Here is a 17,223-nt window from a genome sequence, read left to right on the forward strand (position 1 = left end):
GACGGGGTTCGACGTATGGAGCTGAACCGGAGAGGGTCCACCCGGGGTGGACCCTCTCGATGTATCGGGACGAACGTTCGGCGCAGCTCATCCGCTGGTGGGTGTCCGGAGCCGGTCGACGGGCACGATGTGGATGCGGTCTTCGTAGGTGAACGAGCGTAGTCCGGTGCTGGGCGCCACTCCGGCGATGAATCTGTCGCCGAGCGTCTCGTAGCGTTGAGGTCGGCGTCCGTGACGCGTTCGTTCGCCTTGACCTCGAACGCGAGGACGTGGCCGTTATCGAACTCGATGACGTCGTCGACCTCGTCGCCGTCGTGGGTGCGCCAGTGTCCCGTGGAGACCTGCTCGACGCGGCGATGAAGGCGAGGTGGCCTGCCGCTCTCGGCGCCGTACCCGCCGGTGCCGGCCTATCCCTTCTGCGGTCACTAGCCCGGGGGCGCCTTGGCAGAGTTTCCGGGATGGTGTCGTATCAAGGCGCAGCCGTTCGTGGAACTAGTGTGCGGCGGGCCGGGCCGGGCCGCAGGGCGGATGAAGAGGAGACGGCTATGACCGAGTACCTGATCACCTTTAACGATGAGTGGGTGCCTGAGCATACGACGGAGGAGTTGCGCGAGAAGGGCACGGCCGTCCGGGCCGTGATCGAGGAGATGCTGGCCCAGGATGTCCTGATCTTCACCAACGGCGGGCTCGACCGGTCCACCGCGGTGTGCAGCGTCGAGGCGGTTGACGGCAAGCCTGTCTTCACCGACGGCCCGTACGTCGAGACCAAGGAGCACCTCGGCGGCTTCGCCGTCGTGGACGTGCCGGACGAGGAGACGGCGCGATACTGGGCCGGCCGGCTCGCGACCGTGCTGGACTGGCCGCAGGAGGTGCACCGGTTCCGGGGTCCCGGGCAGACCCGGCGTAACGGCTCGGGGGAGAGGTGAGCGCGGTGCCCAGGTACCTGCTGTCCGTCTACGGACCGGCCGAGTGCACCGAGTTCGGCGCCTACCCCTCCCAGGAGGCCATGCTTCAGGCGTTCGCCGATACCGGCGCCTTCAACGAGCGGCTCCAGCGGGACGGTCATTTCGTCTTCGCCGATGGCCTGGAGCCCGCCACGACCGCCACCACCGTCGACGGGCAGGGCGCGAAGCCGGTCTTCACCGACGGGCCCTACCTGGAGACGAAGGAGTACCTCGGCGGCTTCTGGGTGATCGAGGCGGCCGACCTCGACGTGGCCCTGACGCTTGCCGCCGAGGGGTCGAAGGCGTGCCGCGGCACGGTCGAGGTGCGTCCCTTCCGAACCGCGGAATCCTTCCGGGCGCTGCTGGAACCGTGACCGACCCCACCGTCGAGCAGGCGATCACCCGTGTCCACCACGAGCAGTGGGCGCGGGTGGTCGCCGGCCTCGCGCGCCGCTTCGGCGACCTCGACGTGGCCGAGGACGCGACGGCCGAGGCGTTCGTGGCGGCTGCCGAGCGGTGGCCGCGCGAGGGCGTGCCGCCCAATCCCGGTGGTTGGCTCGCCACCACCGCGACCCGCAAGGCGATCGATCGGATACGTCGCGAGTCGCAGCGCGACGCCAAGCAGCAGGCGGCCTGGATCATGTACGACGACACCCCTCCCGAGCCGACCGGCCCGGTCGAGGACGACCGGCTCAGACTGGTCTTCACCTGCTGCCACCCGGCGCTCGCGTTGGAGGCCCGGGTGGCGCTCACCCTGCGCCTGCTCGGTGGTCTCACCGTCGCCGAGATCGCCCGCGCCTTTCTGGTGCAGGAGACTACGATGGCGCGACGGATCACCCGCGCCAAGGCGAAGATCAAGGCGGCACACATTCCCTACCGGGTGCCCTCGGCCGATGACATCCGGGAGCGGCTCGCCGGCGTGCTCGCGGTCGTCTACCTCGTCTTCAACGAGGGCTACCTGGCCAGCGAGGGGGACCGACCGGTGCGCGTCGACCTCACCGACGAGGCGATCCGCCTCGGCCGCCTGCTGCGAACTCTCCTCCCGGACGACGGCGAGGTGGCCGGCCTGCTCGCCCTGATGCTCCTCACTGACGCCCGGCGACCGGCGCGCGTGTCCCGCACCGGGGAGCTGGTGACCCTCGACGAGCAGGACCGCGGCGCGTGGAATCGCACCCTCATCGTCGAGGGCAACGCCCTGGTTCGCGAGCGGATCGAGGCGGTGGCGACCGGCGGCGGCCTGCCCGGGCGCTACCAGTTGCAGGCCGCGATCAACGCGGTCCACACGGATGCCCCATCCGCCCGCGACACCGACTGGTCCACCATCGTCGCCCTCTACGACCGCATGGTGCTGCTCGACCCCTCGCCGATCGTGCGGCTCAACCGGGCGGTCGCGGTCGCCGAGGTCGATGGCCCCGGAGTCGGGCTGGCCGAGATCGACCGGCTCGCCGGGGTCCTCGACGGCTACCACGCCTTCCACGCCGCACGCGCCGACCTGCTGCGGCGGCTCGGGCGCGGCGGCGAGTCGCGGGCGGCGTACGACCGGGCCATCGGTCTCGCCGGCAACCCCGCGGAGCGGGCCTACCTCACCCGCCGCCGCGACCAACTCGCCGGCTGACCGACACGTGGAGCCGGCCCGCTCCGGCACCGTTCGAGCATCAGCAACCGCGACGAGCCGCCGGCCGGGATCTGGCCGCGGGCGGCGGCCCGATTCTTGGCTGTGCTGGCCCGGCCGGTCATTGGGGTCGGTGGGCCCAGAAGAGTTGGTGGCCGCTGCTCCCCTCGGGCACGAAGTGTTCGGAGTCGATGTCCAGGCCGGCCTGGGTGATCCAGGTGCGGTAACTGGCCGCGTCGGCGTGGCTCCACCACATGGTGGCGGTGCCGCCGAGCCAGTGGTCCTCGGTTCCGGTCCACTGCTGGGCTCCGGTGGTCGCGAGCAGGAGGCCGCCGGGCCGTAGCCAGGTGGCGATGCGGTGGAGCAGTCGCGGCTGCGTGTCCAGCGGCATGTGGATGAGTGCGTAGAGGCAGACGACCGCGTCGAACGTGCGGTCGGCGAACGCGACCCGGGTGGCGTCGGCGTGCCGGAACGTGGCCTGGGGAACGAGCCGGCGGGCGCGGTTGACCTGGACCTCGCTGAGGTCGACGCCGGTTACCCGGTGGCCGTGGTCGGCGAGCGTTTTGGCCACCGGGATGCCGCAGCCGCAGCCGAGGTCCAGCACGTTGGCGTTGGCCGGGAGCCGTCGTCGCAGGTCGGTGAGCCAGGGTGCGTATTCGGCGGGGGCGTCGTGGTCGCCGCGGTAGCGGTGGGAGACGCTGTCGTACCCGCGTTGGACCAGTTCGGTGGGATCGGGGGCGTTCACGATGGCGATCCTGGTGCAGCGGCTGGCGGATCGACGCGGCGGGTGGATTCCCTGGCCGGGAGTGTTACAGGGCGACGGCGGTGGCCGGAATGATCGCGATGCGCGGCCGGACCCGCTTTCCGCCCGCTGACGCGGTGGTGCCCTGCGCATCGAGACCGCTGCCAGTGGCGAATGCGAGGAGTTCGAATCCGGGCGAATCTCAGGAGCAGGCGGACCTCATCAGCCCGCGGCCGATCCGCATGAGCTGGACGTGCGGTGCGGAGGCTGACCGGTCCGCACCGCACGCCGAGGGGACAACTGGCGCGTTACTTCTGCCCGGTGGGTGGGTCCTCGTCGGTGAAGCCCGCGCTCACCTGGAGCGTGAAGCTCTGCAACGTCCCGGTGGCCCTGGGGGCGTGGCCCGAGCCCAGATCCCAGGACTCGTTGGCGAGCGCCTGGCCGGTCCGCGGGTCGATGATCAGCCGCGTCTGGCTCCAGTGCCCCCCGTCACCCTTCCGGGCGAACCCGACGGCCATACCCGCACGTCCCCGCTGGTCGGTGACCGTACCCAGCGAGGTCACCCCCGGCACATCGGCGAGCATCCGGTACGCGGCCGCCCGCACCCGGGGCGACACCGGCAGGTCGAAGACGAGCGTCTTGGCGCTCCAGAAGAGGGAGTAGCCGGTGGCCTCCTGCACCTCGCTGGCCTTCAGCCGCTTGAGCAGCCACGCCTTCAACGCGGTCGGGTCGGTGGGTATCGCGGCGAGTTCCGCCCGCAAGATCGAGCCGCCGGCGAGGTAGTAGGGCGCGTTGCCGTCCTTCACGCCCGGCGGCATCGGCCTGGCGGCACCCCGCTCGACGGTCTCCGGCCGGGGCCTGCCGCTGATGATGATCGGCTCAGCGCCGGGAACGCCCTCGGGTGCGGGCAGGGTCCACTGCGTCGGTGAGCCGTCGGCCTGCCACGCGGCCCGGTCCTCGGCCGTGAACGGCTCGGCGCCGAGATCGCGGAAGAATCCCACGCTCCGGCCGGCGGCGGTCATCGCCTCCCAGGACCGCAAGCCGCGCCGCTCGATGATGTTGTAGGGCCGACTCTTCGGGCCGACCTGGCGCAGCGAGCCGTGTACCTGGTCGAGGACCCAGTAGCGGCCACCGCCGGTGGGATCGGCCGCACTCTGCTCGGCGGCGACCAGGAGCAGCTCGCGCGCCGTGCGCGGGGCTGGCGCGGTGGTAGCCGCCGGATCGGACGCCGGGCTGCCGGCTCCCAGCGTGCCCGCCGGCCCGGCCCCACCGGCGCCGAGGAAAACCGCCCCGACCACCGCCGCGGCCACGGCGGGCAGCGCGCCCGCCAGAATCAGACGGCGCGCCCGTCGGCCTCCCGTCCGGGCCGAAGCGATGGTGGGCTGCGGATGCGCCACGATCCCGTACGGGTCGGGGCGGCTGCCCGGATCCGGGTCGAGCCGGGCGGGGCGGGCGTCGGCCAGCGCCTTCAGGGCATCTCTGCGGGAACTCATTTGCTGTACTCCTCGACAGGAAGGGCGATCGGGGAACGACGGGGGACCGGATCCGCCCCGGCCAGGGCCTCCTGCAGTCGCTTTCTGGCCCGGTGCAGCCGGACGAAGTAGGTGGCCGTTGAACAGCCGACGACCCGGGCGGCCGTCCTGGTCGACAGGCCGTGCCAGGCCACCAGGGTCAGCAGCTCACGGTCGTCCGGACCGAGCCGGGCGAGAGCGGCGAGCACGGCACCGCGCTCGGACACCTCGTCCGCCACGTCCGCCATCGCCTCGTCGACCCAGGCACGCAGCTCAGCCACCAGGCTGGCCTGCCGCACCTCGTCCCGGAAGCGCTCCCGCGCCACGTTGCGGGCCACGCCGAGCAGCCACGGCAGCGGCGACCCCGGAATCGTGGCCAGTTTGCGCCACGCCACGAGGAAGGTGTCGCTGACCACGTCGTCGGCGAGCTGACGGCCGGCCCGGCTCACCGCGTACGCGTACACCTGCGCGTGGTGCGCGTCGTACAGCGCGATGAAACGCCTGCTCGCCTCGGCTGCGGCTGCGGCTTCTGTCACTGGCTCCTGCTCCTTCGGCATGGGAAGGTACGCCGTCACCAGGAAATGAGCGCAGGGCCCGCTTTCTTACCGGCTGATGGAGCTGATTTCGCCCAACCGCCTGCTCCAGTTCGGCCCCCAGGACGGGTGACCACCGACGCGTCGCCCTTCGTCGCACCAAGCGGCGGTTACCGGCTACCCGGGCATTGATTGTCCCTTTTGGATTTTCGGGCAACGCGCCCGCGGCCCACCGTGGGTGGCCGGCGCGGTGGCGGCGGGCGCCACCGCGCCGGCGTGATACCCGCGCGTTTCCGCTGATGTGCCAGGTGCGGCTAGGTCGCCGCCAGCGCCTCGGTCGGGGAGAGGCGGGCCGCCCGCAGGGCCGGGTACAGCCCCGCCAGCCCGCCGATCACCAGCGTCGCGGCCACCCCACCGAACAGCGCCACCGCGGGCGTGACGGGCGGCCAGTCCTGGTACATCGCGTACCCGGCGGTCACCGCCGCGCCGAGCAGCGCTCCGCCCACCCCGCCGAGCGCGGACAGCAGCAGGGACTCGGCGAGGAACTGGATGCGGATCTGCCCCCGGGTGGCGCCCAGGGAGCGCCGCAGCCCGATCTCGGCGCGCCGCTCCAGCACCGAGATGACCATGGTGTTGGCCACCCCGACGCCGCCGACCAGCAGGGCCACCGCGCCCAGGCCGAGCAGCAGGCCGGTGAACGCCTCCCCGGCGGCCCGCTTCGCCGGTAGCGCGTCGGACGGCCGGGATACCTCGACCTCGTTCGGCGACCGCGGGTTCGCGGTGGCGCCCAGCACGTCCCGGACCGCCTCCACCTGGGCTTCCGCCGCGCGCGTGTAGATGGTCGTGGGGTGCCCGTCGAAGCGCAGCGTGGACTGGGCGGCCGCCCAGCCGATCAGGGCGGCGGGGTCCAGTTCGGGGGCCAGCGCGACCGGCTCCAGGATGCCGACCACCGTGAAGTAGACCCCGCCGATCAGTACCCGCACGTCCGGACCGGCGTGGCCGATGCCGAGCCGGTTGGCCGCGGACGCGCCCAGCACCACGGCCGGGTACCGGGCCGTGGCGTCGTTCAGCCAGGTGCCGCTGCGCAGCGTGGCGCCGACCGTGGCGAGCAGCGGGATGCGCGCCGCGAACGTGGTGATGCCGCCGGACTGGGCCGCCGGGATCAGGCGGGTGCGGTAGACGCGGGCGCTGCTGACCCGGCCGACCGCGGCCACGGCCGTGACCGGGCCGATCCGGCCCACCATCGCCTCGGACTCCTCGGGCAGTTGGGCGTCCGCCCCGAACATGGTCCTGCCCGGCCCGACGGTCAGCAGGTTGGTGCCGAGCGCGTCGAGGGTGCGGTCCAGGTCGGCGCGGGACGAGGCGGAGATGCCCACCACGGCGACCATCGCGGCGATGCCGATGGCGATGCCGAGCGCGGACAGGGTGGCCCGCAGCGGGCGGGTGCGCAGCCCCACCGCGCCGACCTTGAGCAGGTCCCCGGGCCACATCCGGGCCGGGTGCAGGACGGCGGCGGTCACGGGGCCTGCCTTTCGTTCGCGATCGCGGTGCTTCCGCCGCGGTCGCCGGCCAGCGCTCTCCTCGCGTTCACGGCTGCCAGCGGGGGTGCCGCCGAGTCCTGCACCATCCGTCCGTCGCGCATGTGCACCCGCCGGGGCAGCCGCTCGGCGATCTCCCGGTCGTGGGTGATGAGCACGACGGTCGTACCGGCGGCGTGCAGGTCCAGCAGCAGGTCCATGACGCCCGCGCCGGCGGCCGAGTCCAGCGAGCCGGTCGGCTCGTCGGCGAGTAGCAGCGGCGGGTCGCCGACCACCGCCCGGGCCAGCGCCACCCGCTGGCGCTCGCCGCCGGACAGTTCGCTCGGCCGGTGGCGCACCCGGTGGCCCAGCCCGACCCGCTCCAGCGCGGCGGTGGCCCGGCGGCGGCGTTCGGCCGGGCGCCGGCCGCAGTAGAGCAGCCCGTCCGCGACGTTCTCCAGCGCCGAGACCCCCGGCGACAGGTGGAACTGCTGGAACACGAAGCCGATCCGGCGTGCCCGCAGCGCGGACAGTTGCGCGTCCGAGAGCCGGGCCGTGTCGTACCCGGCGATCCGCACCCCGCCCGAGGTGGGGCGGTCCAGGGTGCCGAGCATGTTCAGCATCGTCGACTTGCCGGAGCCCGACGGGCCGACGATGGCCACCAACTCGCCGCCGCCGATCTCCAGGGACACGCCGTCCAGCGCCACCACGCCGCCCGGGTACTCCTTGCGCACCTCGGTCAGGCTGATCATGCGGGCATCCCCACGGCGTCGCCCTCGGCCACCCCGGCGCCGGAGATCTCGACCCGGCCGTCCGCGAACAGGCCGGTCTCGACCGCCGCGTACCGGGAGGAGCCGCCCGAGACGACCTCCACGCCGAAGCCGCCCTCGCTGAGCGCCACCAGCGCCGCCACCGGGACGGTCAGCACGTCCGCGCGCTCGGCGGCGGTGAACGTCACGTCGACGGTGGCGACGGTGAACGCGGCGGCGGCCTGCTGGTCGTCGATCCGCACGATCACCGCGACCTTGGTCTCGTCCTGGCCGCCCGGGCTGTCGCCGGGCCGGATGACGGTGGCGACCTCGGTGATCTTGCCGGTGACGGTCCTGTCGTCCGGGAGCGTGACCTGCACCGTCGCGCCCCGCTTGGCCAGTCGCTGGTCGGCGGTGTCCAGGTCCACCGCGACCGCCTTGGCGGTGCCGGTGTAGGTCAGCACCTTCGCGCCGGGCGTCACCGGGTCGCCGACGCCCAGCGAGAGGGCGTCCACCCGGATCGCGGCGGGCGCGAACACCACGCGCCCCAGGTCGACCACGCCCGTCTCGGGCAGGCCCAGCTTCTTCTGCCACCGCTTGACCGCGTCCGCCGTGGCGGAGGTGTACTCGTCGTCCACGGTGAAGCCGCCGTACCCCAGCGCCTTGAGGTTCTGCTCCAGTTGCTTCACGTCGGCGCCCTCGTCGCCCGGCGCGAGCCTGCGGTACGCGGGCAGCCGGCCGTACATGAGCACCACCGGCTGGTTGTCCACATTGAACAGCGCCTGCCCGCGGCTGATCCGGGCGTCGGTCGCCGGCGCCTTGGTGAGCGTGCCGGGCATCCGGCTGACCACCGAGGTGGCGTCGCCGTAGCCCAACTGGCCGGACTCGGTCCGCGTGTCCCGCAGCGTCTGCCGGGTGACCGTGGCGGTGTTCGGCGGGAGCAGGCCCGCGCCGCCGCTGCCGGCCTGCCCCTCGCCGCCGGTGCCCAGGACCACCGCGGTCGCGCCGCCGCCCACGGCCAGCACCGCGAGCGCGATCAGCGCCACGCGTCCACCACGACGGCTCACTTGGCCCCTCCCCCGGGGCCGGCGACCATACCCCGGCCGCCCATCACGCTCTGGCACGCCTGCCGCGCCTTGTCGAAGTCGGGGTCGTCGGTCAGGCTCTTGTCGATCTTGATGCCCTGGCCCGACGGGTCCGGGAAGTCCTCCACGCCGTTCTCCCGCATGCACTTCGCGAACTCGCGGGCCCGCTCCTCCATCTGCGGGTCCGCCGCGGCGCCGTTCGCGGCCGGCGAGTACTTCCGGCACGCCTCCTGGGCCCTCTTCACGGTCTCCTCCTGGCCCGGGCGGAGCTTCAACTGGACACCCGCACCCTCCTGCGGATCCTCCATGTCGATCCCGTTCTCGCGCATGCACTGCGCGAACTTCAGCGCCAGCTCGTGCGGGTCCATGGCGGGTGAGGTACTCGGCTCGGCGCTGCGCTCGCCGCCGTTGGCCGAGGCCACCTGCGGGTCGCTGCCGCCGTCCTTCGCGCAGCCGGCCAGTGCCAGCGCCGCCGCGAGCGCGACCATGCCGGTGCCGGCATGCCATCGCTTCATGCGATCTCCTCGGTCGGGCCGGGTTCGCCCCGGCCGTTCGGTGGCGATGCAACGCGACCGGGCGTTTCGCCGGCGTTTCCGCCGATCCGCCGCTAACACGGAGGAAACGCGGCGCCGCGCGATCATTGGCGGCATGCGGGTACTGGTGGTGGAGGACGAGCCGCTGCTGGCCGGCGCGATCGCGGAGTGGCTGCGGGACGAGTCCCACGGGGTGGACGTGGTCCACGACGGCGCGGCGGCGCAGGAGCGGCTGGCCGTCAACGACTACGACGTGGTGGTCCTGGACCGGGACGTCCCGAAGGTGCACGGCGACGACGTCTGCCGCGAACTGGTGGACTCCGGCGCCACGGCGCGGGTGCTGATGCTGACCGCGGCGGCCGGCATCGCCGACCGGGTGGACGGGCTCAGCATGGGCGCCGACGACTACCTCACCAAGCCGTTCGCCTTCGCCGAGCTGGCCGCCCGGGTGCACTCGCTGGGCCGGCGTTCCCGCCCGGCGGAGCCGCCGATCCTGCGCCGGGCCGGCATCGCGCTCAGCCCCGCCCGGCACGAGGTCTTCCGGGACGGGCAGTACGTGCCGCTGTCCCGCAAGGAGTTCGCCGTGCTGGCCGAGTTGCTGCGGGCGGACGGCGCGGTGGTCTCCGCCGAGCGGCTGCTGGAGAAGGCGTGGGACGAGCACGCCGACCCGATGACCAGCGCGGTCCGGCTGACCATCCTGAAGCTGCGCCGCAAGTTGGGCGATCCGCCCGTCGTGGAGACCGTCGCGGGAGTGGGGTACCGGATCCAGTGAACACGCGATTTCTGTCCCGGTCGCTGACCCTGCGCGCCCGGCTGACCCTGATCTACGCCGGCATCTTCTTCGCCGCCGGCGTCGTCCTGCTGGCGGTGACCTACGCGCTGGTCGACCAGCAGCTCACCGGGATGGGGCCGAAAGTCGTCTCCCGGGCCCAGATCGTGGCCGGGCCCGGCCAACTGCCACCGCCGGTGGCCTTGGGCCGGGCCGCCGAGATGTACGTGATGACCGGCAACGGCGACGTGCTCTCCGGCGCCGAGGCCCAGCGCTGGCTGCTGGACCAGCAGAACAGCCTGCACCAGGCGGCCATGACGTCGCTGCTGACCCAGGGCGGGATCGCCCTGCTGCTGGTCGGCGGCGCCGCCGCCGGCTTCGGCTGGCTGGTCGCCGGGCGGGTGCTCGCCCGGCTGCACCGGGTCACCGACACCGCTCGGCGCATCGCGGCCGCCCCCGCCGCCGAGCGCGGCCTGCACGAGCGCATCGACCTGCCCGGCCCGCACGACGAGGTGAAGGACCTGGCGGACGCGTTCGACACGATGGTGCAGCGGCTGGGTCGGTCCTTCGACGGCCAGCGCCGCTTCGTCGCCAACGCCTCGCACGAGCTGCGCACCCCGTTGACGCTCAACCGGTCGCTGGTCGAGGTGGCGATGCACCGCCGCAACGCCTCGCCGGACGTGCTCCAGCTCGGCGACACCCTGCTGGAGATCAACTCGCGGCACGAGCGCCTGATCAACGGCCTGCTGCTGCTCGCCGGGTCGGAGAACGAGATCACCACCCGCCGTCCGGTGGACCTGGCCGACGTGGTCACCCACGTGGTGGCCCTGGCCGCGGCGCAGGCCGAGCCGGCCGGCGTCCTGCTCGGCGCGGAGGCCCGGGAGGCGCCCACGACCGGGGACGCGCTGCTGCTGGAGCGCCTCGTGTACAACCTGGTGGAGAACGGCATCCGGCACAACGCGGGCGAGGACCGCTGGGTCCGGGTCGCCACCCGCACCCGGCACGACGGGCGGGCCGAGGTGACCGTCGCCAACACCGGACCGGAGGTGCCGCCGTACGAGGTGCCGGACCTGTTCGAACCGTTCCGCCGCCTCTCCTCGGACCGGCTGGCGGGCGGCAAGGGCGCCGGGCTGGGACTGTCCATCGTGCGCTCGGTGGCCCGGGCACACGGCGGGGACGTCACCGCCCACCCGCGACCGGGCGGTGGCCTGGTGGTCACCGTGACGCTGCCGGCCGCCTGACCGCCTCGATCAGTCGGCCGCGCCCTTCGACGTCTTCGGCTTCGGGCCCTGCCCCCGGCCCTGCCCCTTGGCCGGGGTGTGCGTCGGGTGGGAGGTCTGCCCGGTGCCGCCCGGCTCCGGCTGGACCCCGAGCAGCCGTCCGCAGTAGTCGCTGACCCGCGGCCGGCCGTTGGCCGCCTGGACCAGGGCCGCGAGTTCCCGCCCCTTCGGGCGCGGCCGGGCGGGGTCCGCGTCGGCGGCGAGCCAGGCGCGGCACGACTCGACCAGATTCGTGCTGGGCGGGCCGCTGGGGGTGTGCTGCGGATCGGTCGTCGGCGGGGAAGTGGTGCGGGGCGGCGGCGGTGTGGTGGCAGTGCGCGATGGCCGCGCCGGGGACTGCGGCCTGGTCTGCGGGGCGGCGGGTGCGCCGAACAGGCCGTGCGCCCGGTCCTGGAGCCTTTCGGGCAGGTGACCGCCGCCCGTCGCGACGGCGGCGCCGGCGGTGAGCAGCAGGGTGCTCGCCGCGACCAGCTTGACCGCCAGCAACCGGCGGCCGCCCCGGACCGCCGTGGGCACCGCCGGCGCGTGGTGGGCGGCCGTCGCGGCGCGGAACGCCGCCAGCGCCGCGGCCTCGCCCGACAGTTCGCCCGGCTCGGCGGGGGCCGCGGCCGTCGCGAGCAGCCGCTGTAACTCGGCGTACTCGGGGCCCGCGGGCTCCCCGCCGAGCAGTCGCTCCGCCGTCCGCGGGTCCATCTCCGCCCGGGTATGGCGCCGGAACATGCCCATGCGCTACACCCCCTCCCGCCGGCGAGCGTCCTGTCGCTCCCGGATCTCGTCGTGCTCCGCCAGCCGCCGCAGCCCCCGCATCGCCGCCACCCGCACCGCGCCCGGTCGCTTGCCCAGCACGCGGGCGGTCTCCGCCACGTCCAGCCCGGCCACCACGCGCAGCATGACCGCCTCGGCCTGCTCGCGCGGCAGCGATGCCAGCAACCGGACCGCCCACCGCATCTCGCCGCGCTCCAGCGCGGTGGTCGCCGCGTCCGGTGCGGGTGGCGGGTCGTCCCGGTACGGCTCGGCGCCGTGCGCCCGCGGCTCCTCCCGGCGCCGGCCGACGCGGCGCAGTTCGTCGATCGCGCGGTTGCGGCCGACCCGGAACAGGAAGACGCGGAACGCGGTGGCGTCGCCGGTGAACTCGGGCAGGCTCCGGGTCACCTGCAACCAGGTCTCCGAGGCGACGTCCTCGGCCGCGCCCCCGGCCACCGCCTGGAGGTACCGCAGCAGCGGCGGGTTGAGTGCGCGCCACAGCAGCGTGAACCCGGCCTCGTTGCCGGCCCGCGCCGCTTCGAAGGCCCGCAGCAGGTCTTCGGCGGGGTGGAGCGAGGCGGACATCGGCTCAACCTTGCCGATAGGCACCCCGGTTCGCAAGCCTGACGGTGGTACGTGTGGGTGACTCCCCGCAGGCGGGCGGCGGACCTACCTGCGGGGAGCCGCGGGTGGTAGCCGGACGGGCTCGGTGAGTAGCCCGGACGGCGAGAAAGCCACCCCGTGTGCGGGTTGGCCGCCCGCACACATACAGATAAGCGACGGTGGTCCGGAAAACGTCACACCCCTTGCGATCCGCGCCGGGATGCGGCCGTGCCGGATCCCGGCGGGTCGTCACCGGGGAGGCCGCGACCCGCCCGGAAGATCAGCGGAACGGGCCGGTCGAGTGCGCGGTCGGCGTGTTGCCCGGCTTCTCCGTGGGTTTGCCGCCCGGGTTCCCGGCCGGCTTCGTCGGGGGCGCCGGCGGTTTGCCGGTCGGCTTGCCGGGGCCCTTCGTCGGCTGGGCCGCGCAGAACGCTGGCACGTTCGCCGGCCCGCCGGCAGCCTCGATCAGCGCGCCGAACGCCGGGTTCTCCAGCGCCTTGCCCGGGTTGTCGACGACGTTGGCGTACGCGTTGCAGAGCCCCCGCATCGAGACCGGCGGCGCGGTCGGGGCGTTGCCCCTGCCGGTCGGGCGTGCCGAGGGCAAGCCCTGCTGCGGGCCGACGTTCGGGCTCGGCGTGCTGTGCGGTGCCTTGCCCCCGGTGCGCGGCCGTGATCGCCGCGGCCTCGTCGTCACTCAATGCGCCGCTCCCTCCGAAGGGGGAGCGCCACCGTTCCCCGATTCGTTACAGCCCGCGATAGCGTCCGGGGATGGAACTGGCCCAGGTCGAGTTGCGCCGCGTCCACCTGCCGCTGGTGGCGCCGTTCCGGACCTCGTTCGGCACCGAGCGTGACCGGGACATCCTGCTGGTCAAGGTCACCACGGACCAAGGCGTCTCGGGCTGGGGCGAGTGCGTCGCGATCGCCGAGCCGCTGTACTCCGCCGAGTACGTCTCGGGGGCGCAGGAGGTGATCCGCGACTTCCTGGTACCCCGCCTGTGGGGCGTGCGGGAGTTGACCGCGCCCCGGGTCGCCCCCGCGCTGGCCGGGGTGAAGGGGCACCGGATGGCCAAGGCGGCGCTCGAGATGGCGGTGCTCGACGCCCAGTTGCGCGCCACCGGCGAGCCGCTCGCCGAGTACCTGGGCGCGGTGCGCGACGCCGTACCGGCGGGTGTCTCGGTCGGCATCGCCGAGTCCGTACCGGCGCTGCTCGACGCCGTGGCGGGCTACCTGGCCGAGGGGTACCGGCGGATCAAGCTGAAGATCGAGCCGGGCTGGGTGGTGGCGCCGGTGCGGGCGGTGCGGGAGCGCTTCGGTGACATCCCGCTCCAGGTGGACGCGAATGCCGCGTTCGGCCTGGCCGACGCCGGCCTGCTGCGCCAGCTCGACGCGTTCGACCTGCTCCTGATCGAGCAGCCGCTGGCCGAGGAGGATCTGCGCGAGCACGCGGCCCTGGCCCGCCTGCTGCGCACCCCGATCTGCCTGGACGAGTCGATCACCAGCGCCAAGGCGGCCGCGGACGCGATCGCGCTGGGCGCCTGCCGGGTGGTGAACATCAAGCCGGGCCGGGTCGGCGGACTGCTGGAGGCGCGCCGGGTGCACGACGTGTGCGCGGCCAACGGCGTGCCGGTGTGGTGCGGCGGCATGCTGGAGACCGGCCTCGGCCGCGCCGCCAACCTCGCCCTGGCCGCCCTGCCGAACTTCGCCCTTCCCGGCGATGTCTCCGCCTCCCGGCGGTACTGGCGCCGCGACATCACCGAGCCGTTCGTGCTGGAGGACGGGCACATGCGTGTGCCGGGCGGCCCCGGCCTCGGCGTCCGGCTCGATGAGGCGTGGCTGGGCGAGATCACCTCATCGGTGCAGCGCCTCACGCCGCCGGCCTGACCTCCGCACACACCCGCTTAACACCGTCGATCTTCGACCTGCGGTGGCCGTTTCGGACGGAGATGGCGGGCTCTGTTCCCCGCTGCTTCCAGGTTGGTGCGTGATGAGGGCTGGACTAATTCAGGAAACTTTCCTAATAATTAGCACCGTCCTCCACCCTGAACGGCTGGCGCGTGGAGTTTGACCTGCCGGCCGGCAGCGGCGTCGGCTCGTACTGGGACGCGCTGCTGACCACCAACGGCCAGCACTTCACGTTCACCAACCGGGACTACAACGGCTCGATCGCGTCCGGCGCCAGCGTGAGCTGCGGCTTCATCGGCAGCGGTTCGGGCACCCCGGCGAACTGCAAGCTCAACGGCGGCTCCTGCGCGGGTGGCACCGTGCCGCCACCCACCACGCCGCCGACCACCAGCCCGCCGCCGCCCCCGCCGCCGGGTGGCTCCGCGGGCGCCGCACCGTACCTGTACTTCGACTGGGGCAGCCCGCCCGCGCCGGCGACCGTGATGAGCGCGACCGGGATCAAGTCGTTCACCCTCGCTTTCGTGCTCTCCAGCGGCGGCTGCGTGCCCGCGTGGGACGGCTCCCGCCCGCTCACCGGCGGCGTGGACGCGTCCAACATCGCCGCCATCCGCTCCCGCGGCGGGGATGTGATCCCGTCGCTCGGCGGCTGGAGCGGCAACAAGCTCGGCCCGAACTGCTCCACCCCGCAGGCCCTGGCCAACGCGTACCAGCAGGTCATCAACGCGTACTCGCTGAAGGCGATCGACATCGACATCGAGAACTCGGACGAGTTCGAGAACGAGGCGGTGCAGGACCGGATCCTGAACGCACTGAAGATCGTCAAGCAGAACAACCCGGGGATCAAGACGATCATCACGTTCGGCACCAGCACCACCGGGCCGACGTACTACGGCACCCGCCTGATCAACCAGTCCAGGGCGCTCGGCGCGAACATCGACGCCTACACGATCATGCCGTTCGACTTCGGCGTCGGCGCCAACATGTACCAGAGCACGGTCAACGCGGCCGAGGGGCTGCGGGCCGCGCTGAGCAACGCATTCGGGTGGTCCGCCGACACCGCCTACCGGCACATGGGCATCTCCGGCATGAACGGCCTCTCCGACCAGCAGGAGCTCACCTCCACCCAGACCTGGACGCAGATCCGGGACTGGGCGAACTCCAAGCACCTGACCCGGCTGGCGTTCTGGTCGGTGAACCGGGACCGCGGCTGCGCCGGCGGCGGCGTCACGGCCGCGTGCAGCGGCATCGCGCAGAACGACTGGGACTTCACCCGGATCACCGCCGGCTTCACCGGCTGACCGGGCGGTCGCGGCGGCCCGCTCCCGTCCCCGGGGCGGGCCGCCGTCGCACCAAGAAACTGTCGGACTCCGGTCACGGGTGTATCCGTGGCCGGAGCGTCGGGCTCCGGTCCGCAAGGCCCGAACGTGGCAGGAGGAGATCATGACCAGGCCACCCGTCTGCATCGACCGGTTGCTCCCGCGCGACCTGCGGCGCTTCGCGCTCGCCGACACCACGGGTCAGGTGGTGCGCGCCATCATCGTGTTCCGCAAGATGTGGGTGAACGGCGCCACGCTGCGGGTGCGCTTCCTGGACGGCACCGAGGACCAGCGGGCCATCGCCCGCAAGCAGGCCCTCTGGTGGACCGAGCACGCCAACCTCACGTTCGAGTTCGGCGACGACGCCGACGCGGAGATCCGGGTCACCTTCGACCCGCACCTCGGCGCGTGGTCCTACATCGGCACCGACTGCGCCCAGATCCCGCTCGACCAGCCGACCATGAACCTCGGCTTCCTGGACGGCGGCACCGCGGCGCACGAGTTCGGGCACGCCATCGGCCTGGCGCACGAGCACCAGAACCCGGCCGGCGGCATCCAGTGGAACGAGCCGGTGGTCATCCACGACCTGTCCGGGCCGCCGAACAACTGGGACGAGCAGACCATCCGGCACAACGTCCTGGAGAAGTACGCCGTGGACCAGATCCGTGGCACCACCTTCGACCCGGACTCGATCATGCTGTACGCGTTCCCCGCCACCTGGACGCTCACCGGGCTCGCCACCCACGTGAACGACACGCTCTCCGCGCTCGACATCGCGTTCATCGCCGGCGAGCAGGCGTACCCCGGCCGCGCGGAGCCGGAGGACACGGCGCTGCCGCTGCCGGTGGACGGGTCGGGCGTGCGGGCCTCGATCGGCCAACCCGGCGAGGAGGATCTGTATCGGTTCACCGTCGAGCGGGGCGGCCGCTACCTGGTTGAGACGCACGGGCGCACCAACGTGGCGATGCGCCTCTACGGTCCGGGCAGCCACACCGCCCTGATCGGCGAGGACGACGACAGCGGCTGGGGGATGAACGCCCGCATCGCGGCGCTGCTGACCCCGGGCGACTACTACGTTCAGGTCCGGCACGCCGATCCGGCGGACGGCACCGGCACGTATTCGGTGCGGGTGCGCAGCCAGCATTAGGGGTCCAAAACGCGGTTGCTGCGGTACCGGAATTCCACAGTGGAACTATCAGGCGCGGGCGCAGACCGGGCGGGGCTCGACGCGGTCGGCCAGCCGGCGCAGCAGGGCGGCGGTCGCCGCGCGCACCGGGTGCGGGCGCGGCGGCGGGTCGGTGACCTGCGGTGCGTCGGGCCGGGCGGACAGCACGTGCCGCAGGGTGGCGTCGACCGCCATGGTGTAGCCGAGCGGGTCCATGG

The 17,223-nt window shown here is 73.2% G+C and carries 19 protein-coding genes; 8 read left to right on the forward strand and 11 right to left on the reverse strand.

Annotation, left to right across the window (positions count from 1 at the left end; all coding sequences use genetic code 11):
* The first annotated feature begins 545 nt into the window (after positions 1–545).
* Genes KJS59_RS06605 through KJS59_RS06615 form a run of 3 tightly spaced genes read left to right on the forward strand, consistent with a single transcriptional unit; the run spans position 546 to position 2,559 of the window.
* A complete protein-coding gene (locus tag KJS59_RS06605) occupies positions 546–926 on the forward strand; it encodes a YciI family protein (protein WP_213451426.1) in 381 nt (126 codons plus the stop codon).
* On the forward strand, positions 923–1,318 hold the full coding sequence (locus tag KJS59_RS06610; RefSeq protein WP_283775749.1) for a YciI family protein: 396 nt from the start codon (positions 923–925) through the stop codon (positions 1,316–1,318). Before KJS59_RS06605 ends, KJS59_RS06610 begins: the two co-directional genes overlap by 4 nt.
* Positions 1,315–2,559, forward strand: a complete 1,245-nt coding sequence (locus KJS59_RS06615; RefSeq protein ID WP_213451427.1) for an RNA polymerase sigma factor — start codon at positions 1,315–1,317, stop codon at positions 2,557–2,559. Before KJS59_RS06610 ends, KJS59_RS06615 begins: the two co-directional genes overlap by 4 nt.
* A gap of 118 nt (positions 2,560–2,677) precedes the next feature.
* Here the strand turns inward: KJS59_RS06615 and KJS59_RS06620 are convergent, their stop codons facing one another.
* The 7 genes from KJS59_RS06620 to KJS59_RS30935 form a co-directional block, all read right to left on the reverse strand.
* Positions 2,678–3,301 carry a class I SAM-dependent methyltransferase gene (locus tag KJS59_RS06620; protein ID WP_213451428.1) on the reverse strand — a complete coding sequence of 208 codons (624 nt, stop codon included), beginning with the start codon at positions 3,299–3,301 and terminating at the stop codon, positions 2,678–2,680.
* 305 nt (positions 3,302–3,606) lie between these two features.
* Positions 3,607–4,791, reverse strand: a complete 1,185-nt coding sequence (locus tag KJS59_RS06625) for a CU044_5270 family protein (RefSeq protein ID WP_213451429.1) — start codon at positions 4,789–4,791, stop codon at positions 3,607–3,609.
* Positions 4,788–5,345 (reverse strand): RNA polymerase sigma factor, encoded by a 558-nt coding sequence (locus tag KJS59_RS06630; protein WP_213451430.1) that lies wholly within the window; start codon positions 5,343–5,345, stop codon positions 4,788–4,790. The genes KJS59_RS06625 and KJS59_RS06630 overlap by 4 nt, the downstream gene beginning before the upstream one ends.
* A gap of 311 nt (positions 5,346–5,656) precedes the next feature.
* Positions 5,657–6,862 carry an ABC transporter permease gene (locus tag KJS59_RS06635; RefSeq protein WP_213451431.1) on the reverse strand — a complete coding sequence of 402 codons (1,206 nt, stop codon included), beginning with the start codon at positions 6,860–6,862 and terminating at the stop codon, positions 5,657–5,659.
* Positions 6,859–7,611 carry an ABC transporter ATP-binding protein gene (locus tag KJS59_RS06640; protein WP_213451432.1) on the reverse strand — a complete coding sequence of 251 codons (753 nt, stop codon included), beginning with the start codon at positions 7,609–7,611 and terminating at the stop codon, positions 6,859–6,861. Before KJS59_RS06640 ends, KJS59_RS06635 begins: the two co-directional genes overlap by 4 nt.
* Positions 7,608–8,654, reverse strand: a complete 1,047-nt coding sequence (locus tag KJS59_RS06645) for a peptidoglycan-binding protein (RefSeq protein WP_249713927.1) — start codon at positions 8,652–8,654, stop codon at positions 7,608–7,610. The genes KJS59_RS06640 and KJS59_RS06645 overlap by 4 nt, the downstream gene beginning before the upstream one ends.
* Before the next feature lie 17 nt (positions 8,655–8,671).
* Positions 8,672–9,208: a hypothetical protein gene (locus KJS59_RS30935; protein WP_249713928.1), complete on the reverse strand. Its 537-nt coding sequence runs from the start codon at positions 9,206–9,208 to the stop codon at positions 8,672–8,674.
* A 133-nt stretch (positions 9,209–9,341) separates the two neighbouring features.
* Between KJS59_RS30935 and KJS59_RS06650 the strand changes: the two genes are divergently transcribed.
* Both KJS59_RS06650 and KJS59_RS06655 read left to right on the forward strand, forming a co-directional pair.
* On the forward strand, positions 9,342–9,998 hold the full coding sequence (locus tag KJS59_RS06650; RefSeq protein ID WP_213451434.1) for a response regulator transcription factor: 657 nt from the start codon (positions 9,342–9,344) through the stop codon (positions 9,996–9,998).
* The gene (locus KJS59_RS06655; RefSeq protein WP_249713929.1) at positions 9,995–11,236 is read left to right on the forward strand and encodes a sensor histidine kinase; all 1,242 of its coding nucleotides are present in this window, start codon (positions 9,995–9,997) and stop codon (positions 11,234–11,236) included. The genes KJS59_RS06650 and KJS59_RS06655 overlap by 4 nt, the downstream gene beginning before the upstream one ends.
* Before the next feature lie 9 nt (positions 11,237–11,245).
* Here the strand turns inward: KJS59_RS06655 and KJS59_RS06660 are convergent, their stop codons facing one another.
* The 3 genes from KJS59_RS06660 to KJS59_RS06670 form a co-directional block, all read right to left on the reverse strand.
* On the reverse strand, positions 11,246–12,001 hold the full coding sequence (locus KJS59_RS06660; RefSeq protein ID WP_213451435.1) for a hypothetical protein: 756 nt from the start codon (positions 11,999–12,001) through the stop codon (positions 11,246–11,248).
* A 3-nt stretch (positions 12,002–12,004) separates the two neighbouring features.
* On the reverse strand, positions 12,005–12,604 hold the full coding sequence (locus tag KJS59_RS06665; RefSeq protein WP_213451436.1) for an RNA polymerase sigma factor: 600 nt from the start codon (positions 12,602–12,604) through the stop codon (positions 12,005–12,007).
* Positions 12,605–12,902: 298 nt separating this feature from the next.
* Positions 12,903–13,316 carry a hypothetical protein gene (locus KJS59_RS06670; protein WP_213451437.1) on the reverse strand — a complete coding sequence of 138 codons (414 nt, stop codon included), beginning with the start codon at positions 13,314–13,316 and terminating at the stop codon, positions 12,903–12,905.
* A gap of 74 nt (positions 13,317–13,390) precedes the next feature.
* Here KJS59_RS06670 and menC point away from each other — a divergent pair, with 74 nt between their 5' ends.
* From menC to KJS59_RS06685, 3 genes are all read left to right on the forward strand, one after another.
* Positions 13,391–14,503 carry an o-succinylbenzoate synthase gene (menC, locus tag KJS59_RS06675; RefSeq protein ID WP_213451438.1) on the forward strand — a complete coding sequence of 371 codons (1,113 nt, stop codon included), beginning with the start codon at positions 13,391–13,393 and terminating at the stop codon, positions 14,501–14,503.
* Between the two features lie 158 nt (positions 14,504–14,661).
* Complete coding sequence (locus KJS59_RS06680; RefSeq protein ID WP_213451607.1) at positions 14,662–15,822, forward strand: cellulose binding domain-containing protein; 1,161 nt, start codon at positions 14,662–14,664, stop codon at positions 15,820–15,822.
* Between the two features lie 142 nt (positions 15,823–15,964).
* Positions 15,965–16,987, forward strand: a complete 1,023-nt coding sequence (locus tag KJS59_RS06685; protein WP_213451439.1) for a M12 family metallopeptidase — start codon at positions 15,965–15,967, stop codon at positions 16,985–16,987.
* 48 nt (positions 16,988–17,035) lie between these two features.
* Here the strand turns inward: KJS59_RS06685 and KJS59_RS06690 are convergent, their stop codons facing one another.
* Positions 17,036–17,221 (reverse strand): hypothetical protein, encoded by a 186-nt coding sequence (locus KJS59_RS06690; RefSeq protein WP_213451440.1) that lies wholly within the window; start codon positions 17,219–17,221, stop codon positions 17,036–17,038.
* Positions 17,222–17,223 lie beyond the last annotated feature (2 nt).

Source organism: Rhizomonospora bruguierae, from assembly GCF_018397995.1.
Taxonomy (GTDB): Bacteria; Actinomycetota; Actinomycetes; order Mycobacteriales; family Micromonosporaceae; genus Rhizomonospora; species Rhizomonospora bruguierae.

Excerpts from the sequence above, each read along its gene's own strand:
- KJS59_RS06640 (WP_213451432.1), bottom strand. The coding sequence starts at position 7,611 with ATGATCAGCCTGACCGAGGTGCGCAAGGAGTACCCGGGCGGCGTGGTG.
- KJS59_RS06625 (WP_213451429.1), bottom strand. The coding sequence starts at position 4,791 with ATGAGTTCCCGCAGAGATGCCCTGAAGGCGCTGGCCGACGCCCGCCCC.
- KJS59_RS30935 (WP_249713928.1), bottom strand. The coding sequence starts at position 9,208 with ATGAAGCGATGGCATGCCGGCACCGGCATGGTCGCGCTCGCGGCGGCG.
- KJS59_RS06690 (WP_213451440.1), bottom strand. The coding sequence starts at position 17,221 with ATGGACCCGCTCGGCTACACCATGGCGGTCGACGCCACCCTGCGGCAC.
- KJS59_RS06685 (WP_213451439.1), top strand. The coding sequence starts at position 15,965 with ATGACCAGGCCACCCGTCTGCATCGACCGGTTGCTCCCGCGCGACCTG.
- KJS59_RS06605 (WP_213451426.1), top strand. The coding sequence starts at position 546 with ATGACCGAGTACCTGATCACCTTTAACGATGAGTGGGTGCCTGAGCAT.
- KJS59_RS06665 (WP_213451436.1), bottom strand. The coding sequence starts at position 12,604 with ATGTCCGCCTCGCTCCACCCCGCCGAAGACCTGCTGCGGGCCTTCGAA.
- KJS59_RS06660 (WP_213451435.1), bottom strand. The coding sequence starts at position 12,001 with ATGGGCATGTTCCGGCGCCATACCCGGGCGGAGATGGACCCGCGGACG.
- KJS59_RS06650 (WP_213451434.1), top strand. The coding sequence starts at position 9,342 with ATGCGGGTACTGGTGGTGGAGGACGAGCCGCTGCTGGCCGGCGCGATC.
- menC (WP_213451438.1), top strand. The coding sequence starts at position 13,391 with ATGGAACTGGCCCAGGTCGAGTTGCGCCGCGTCCACCTGCCGCTGGTG.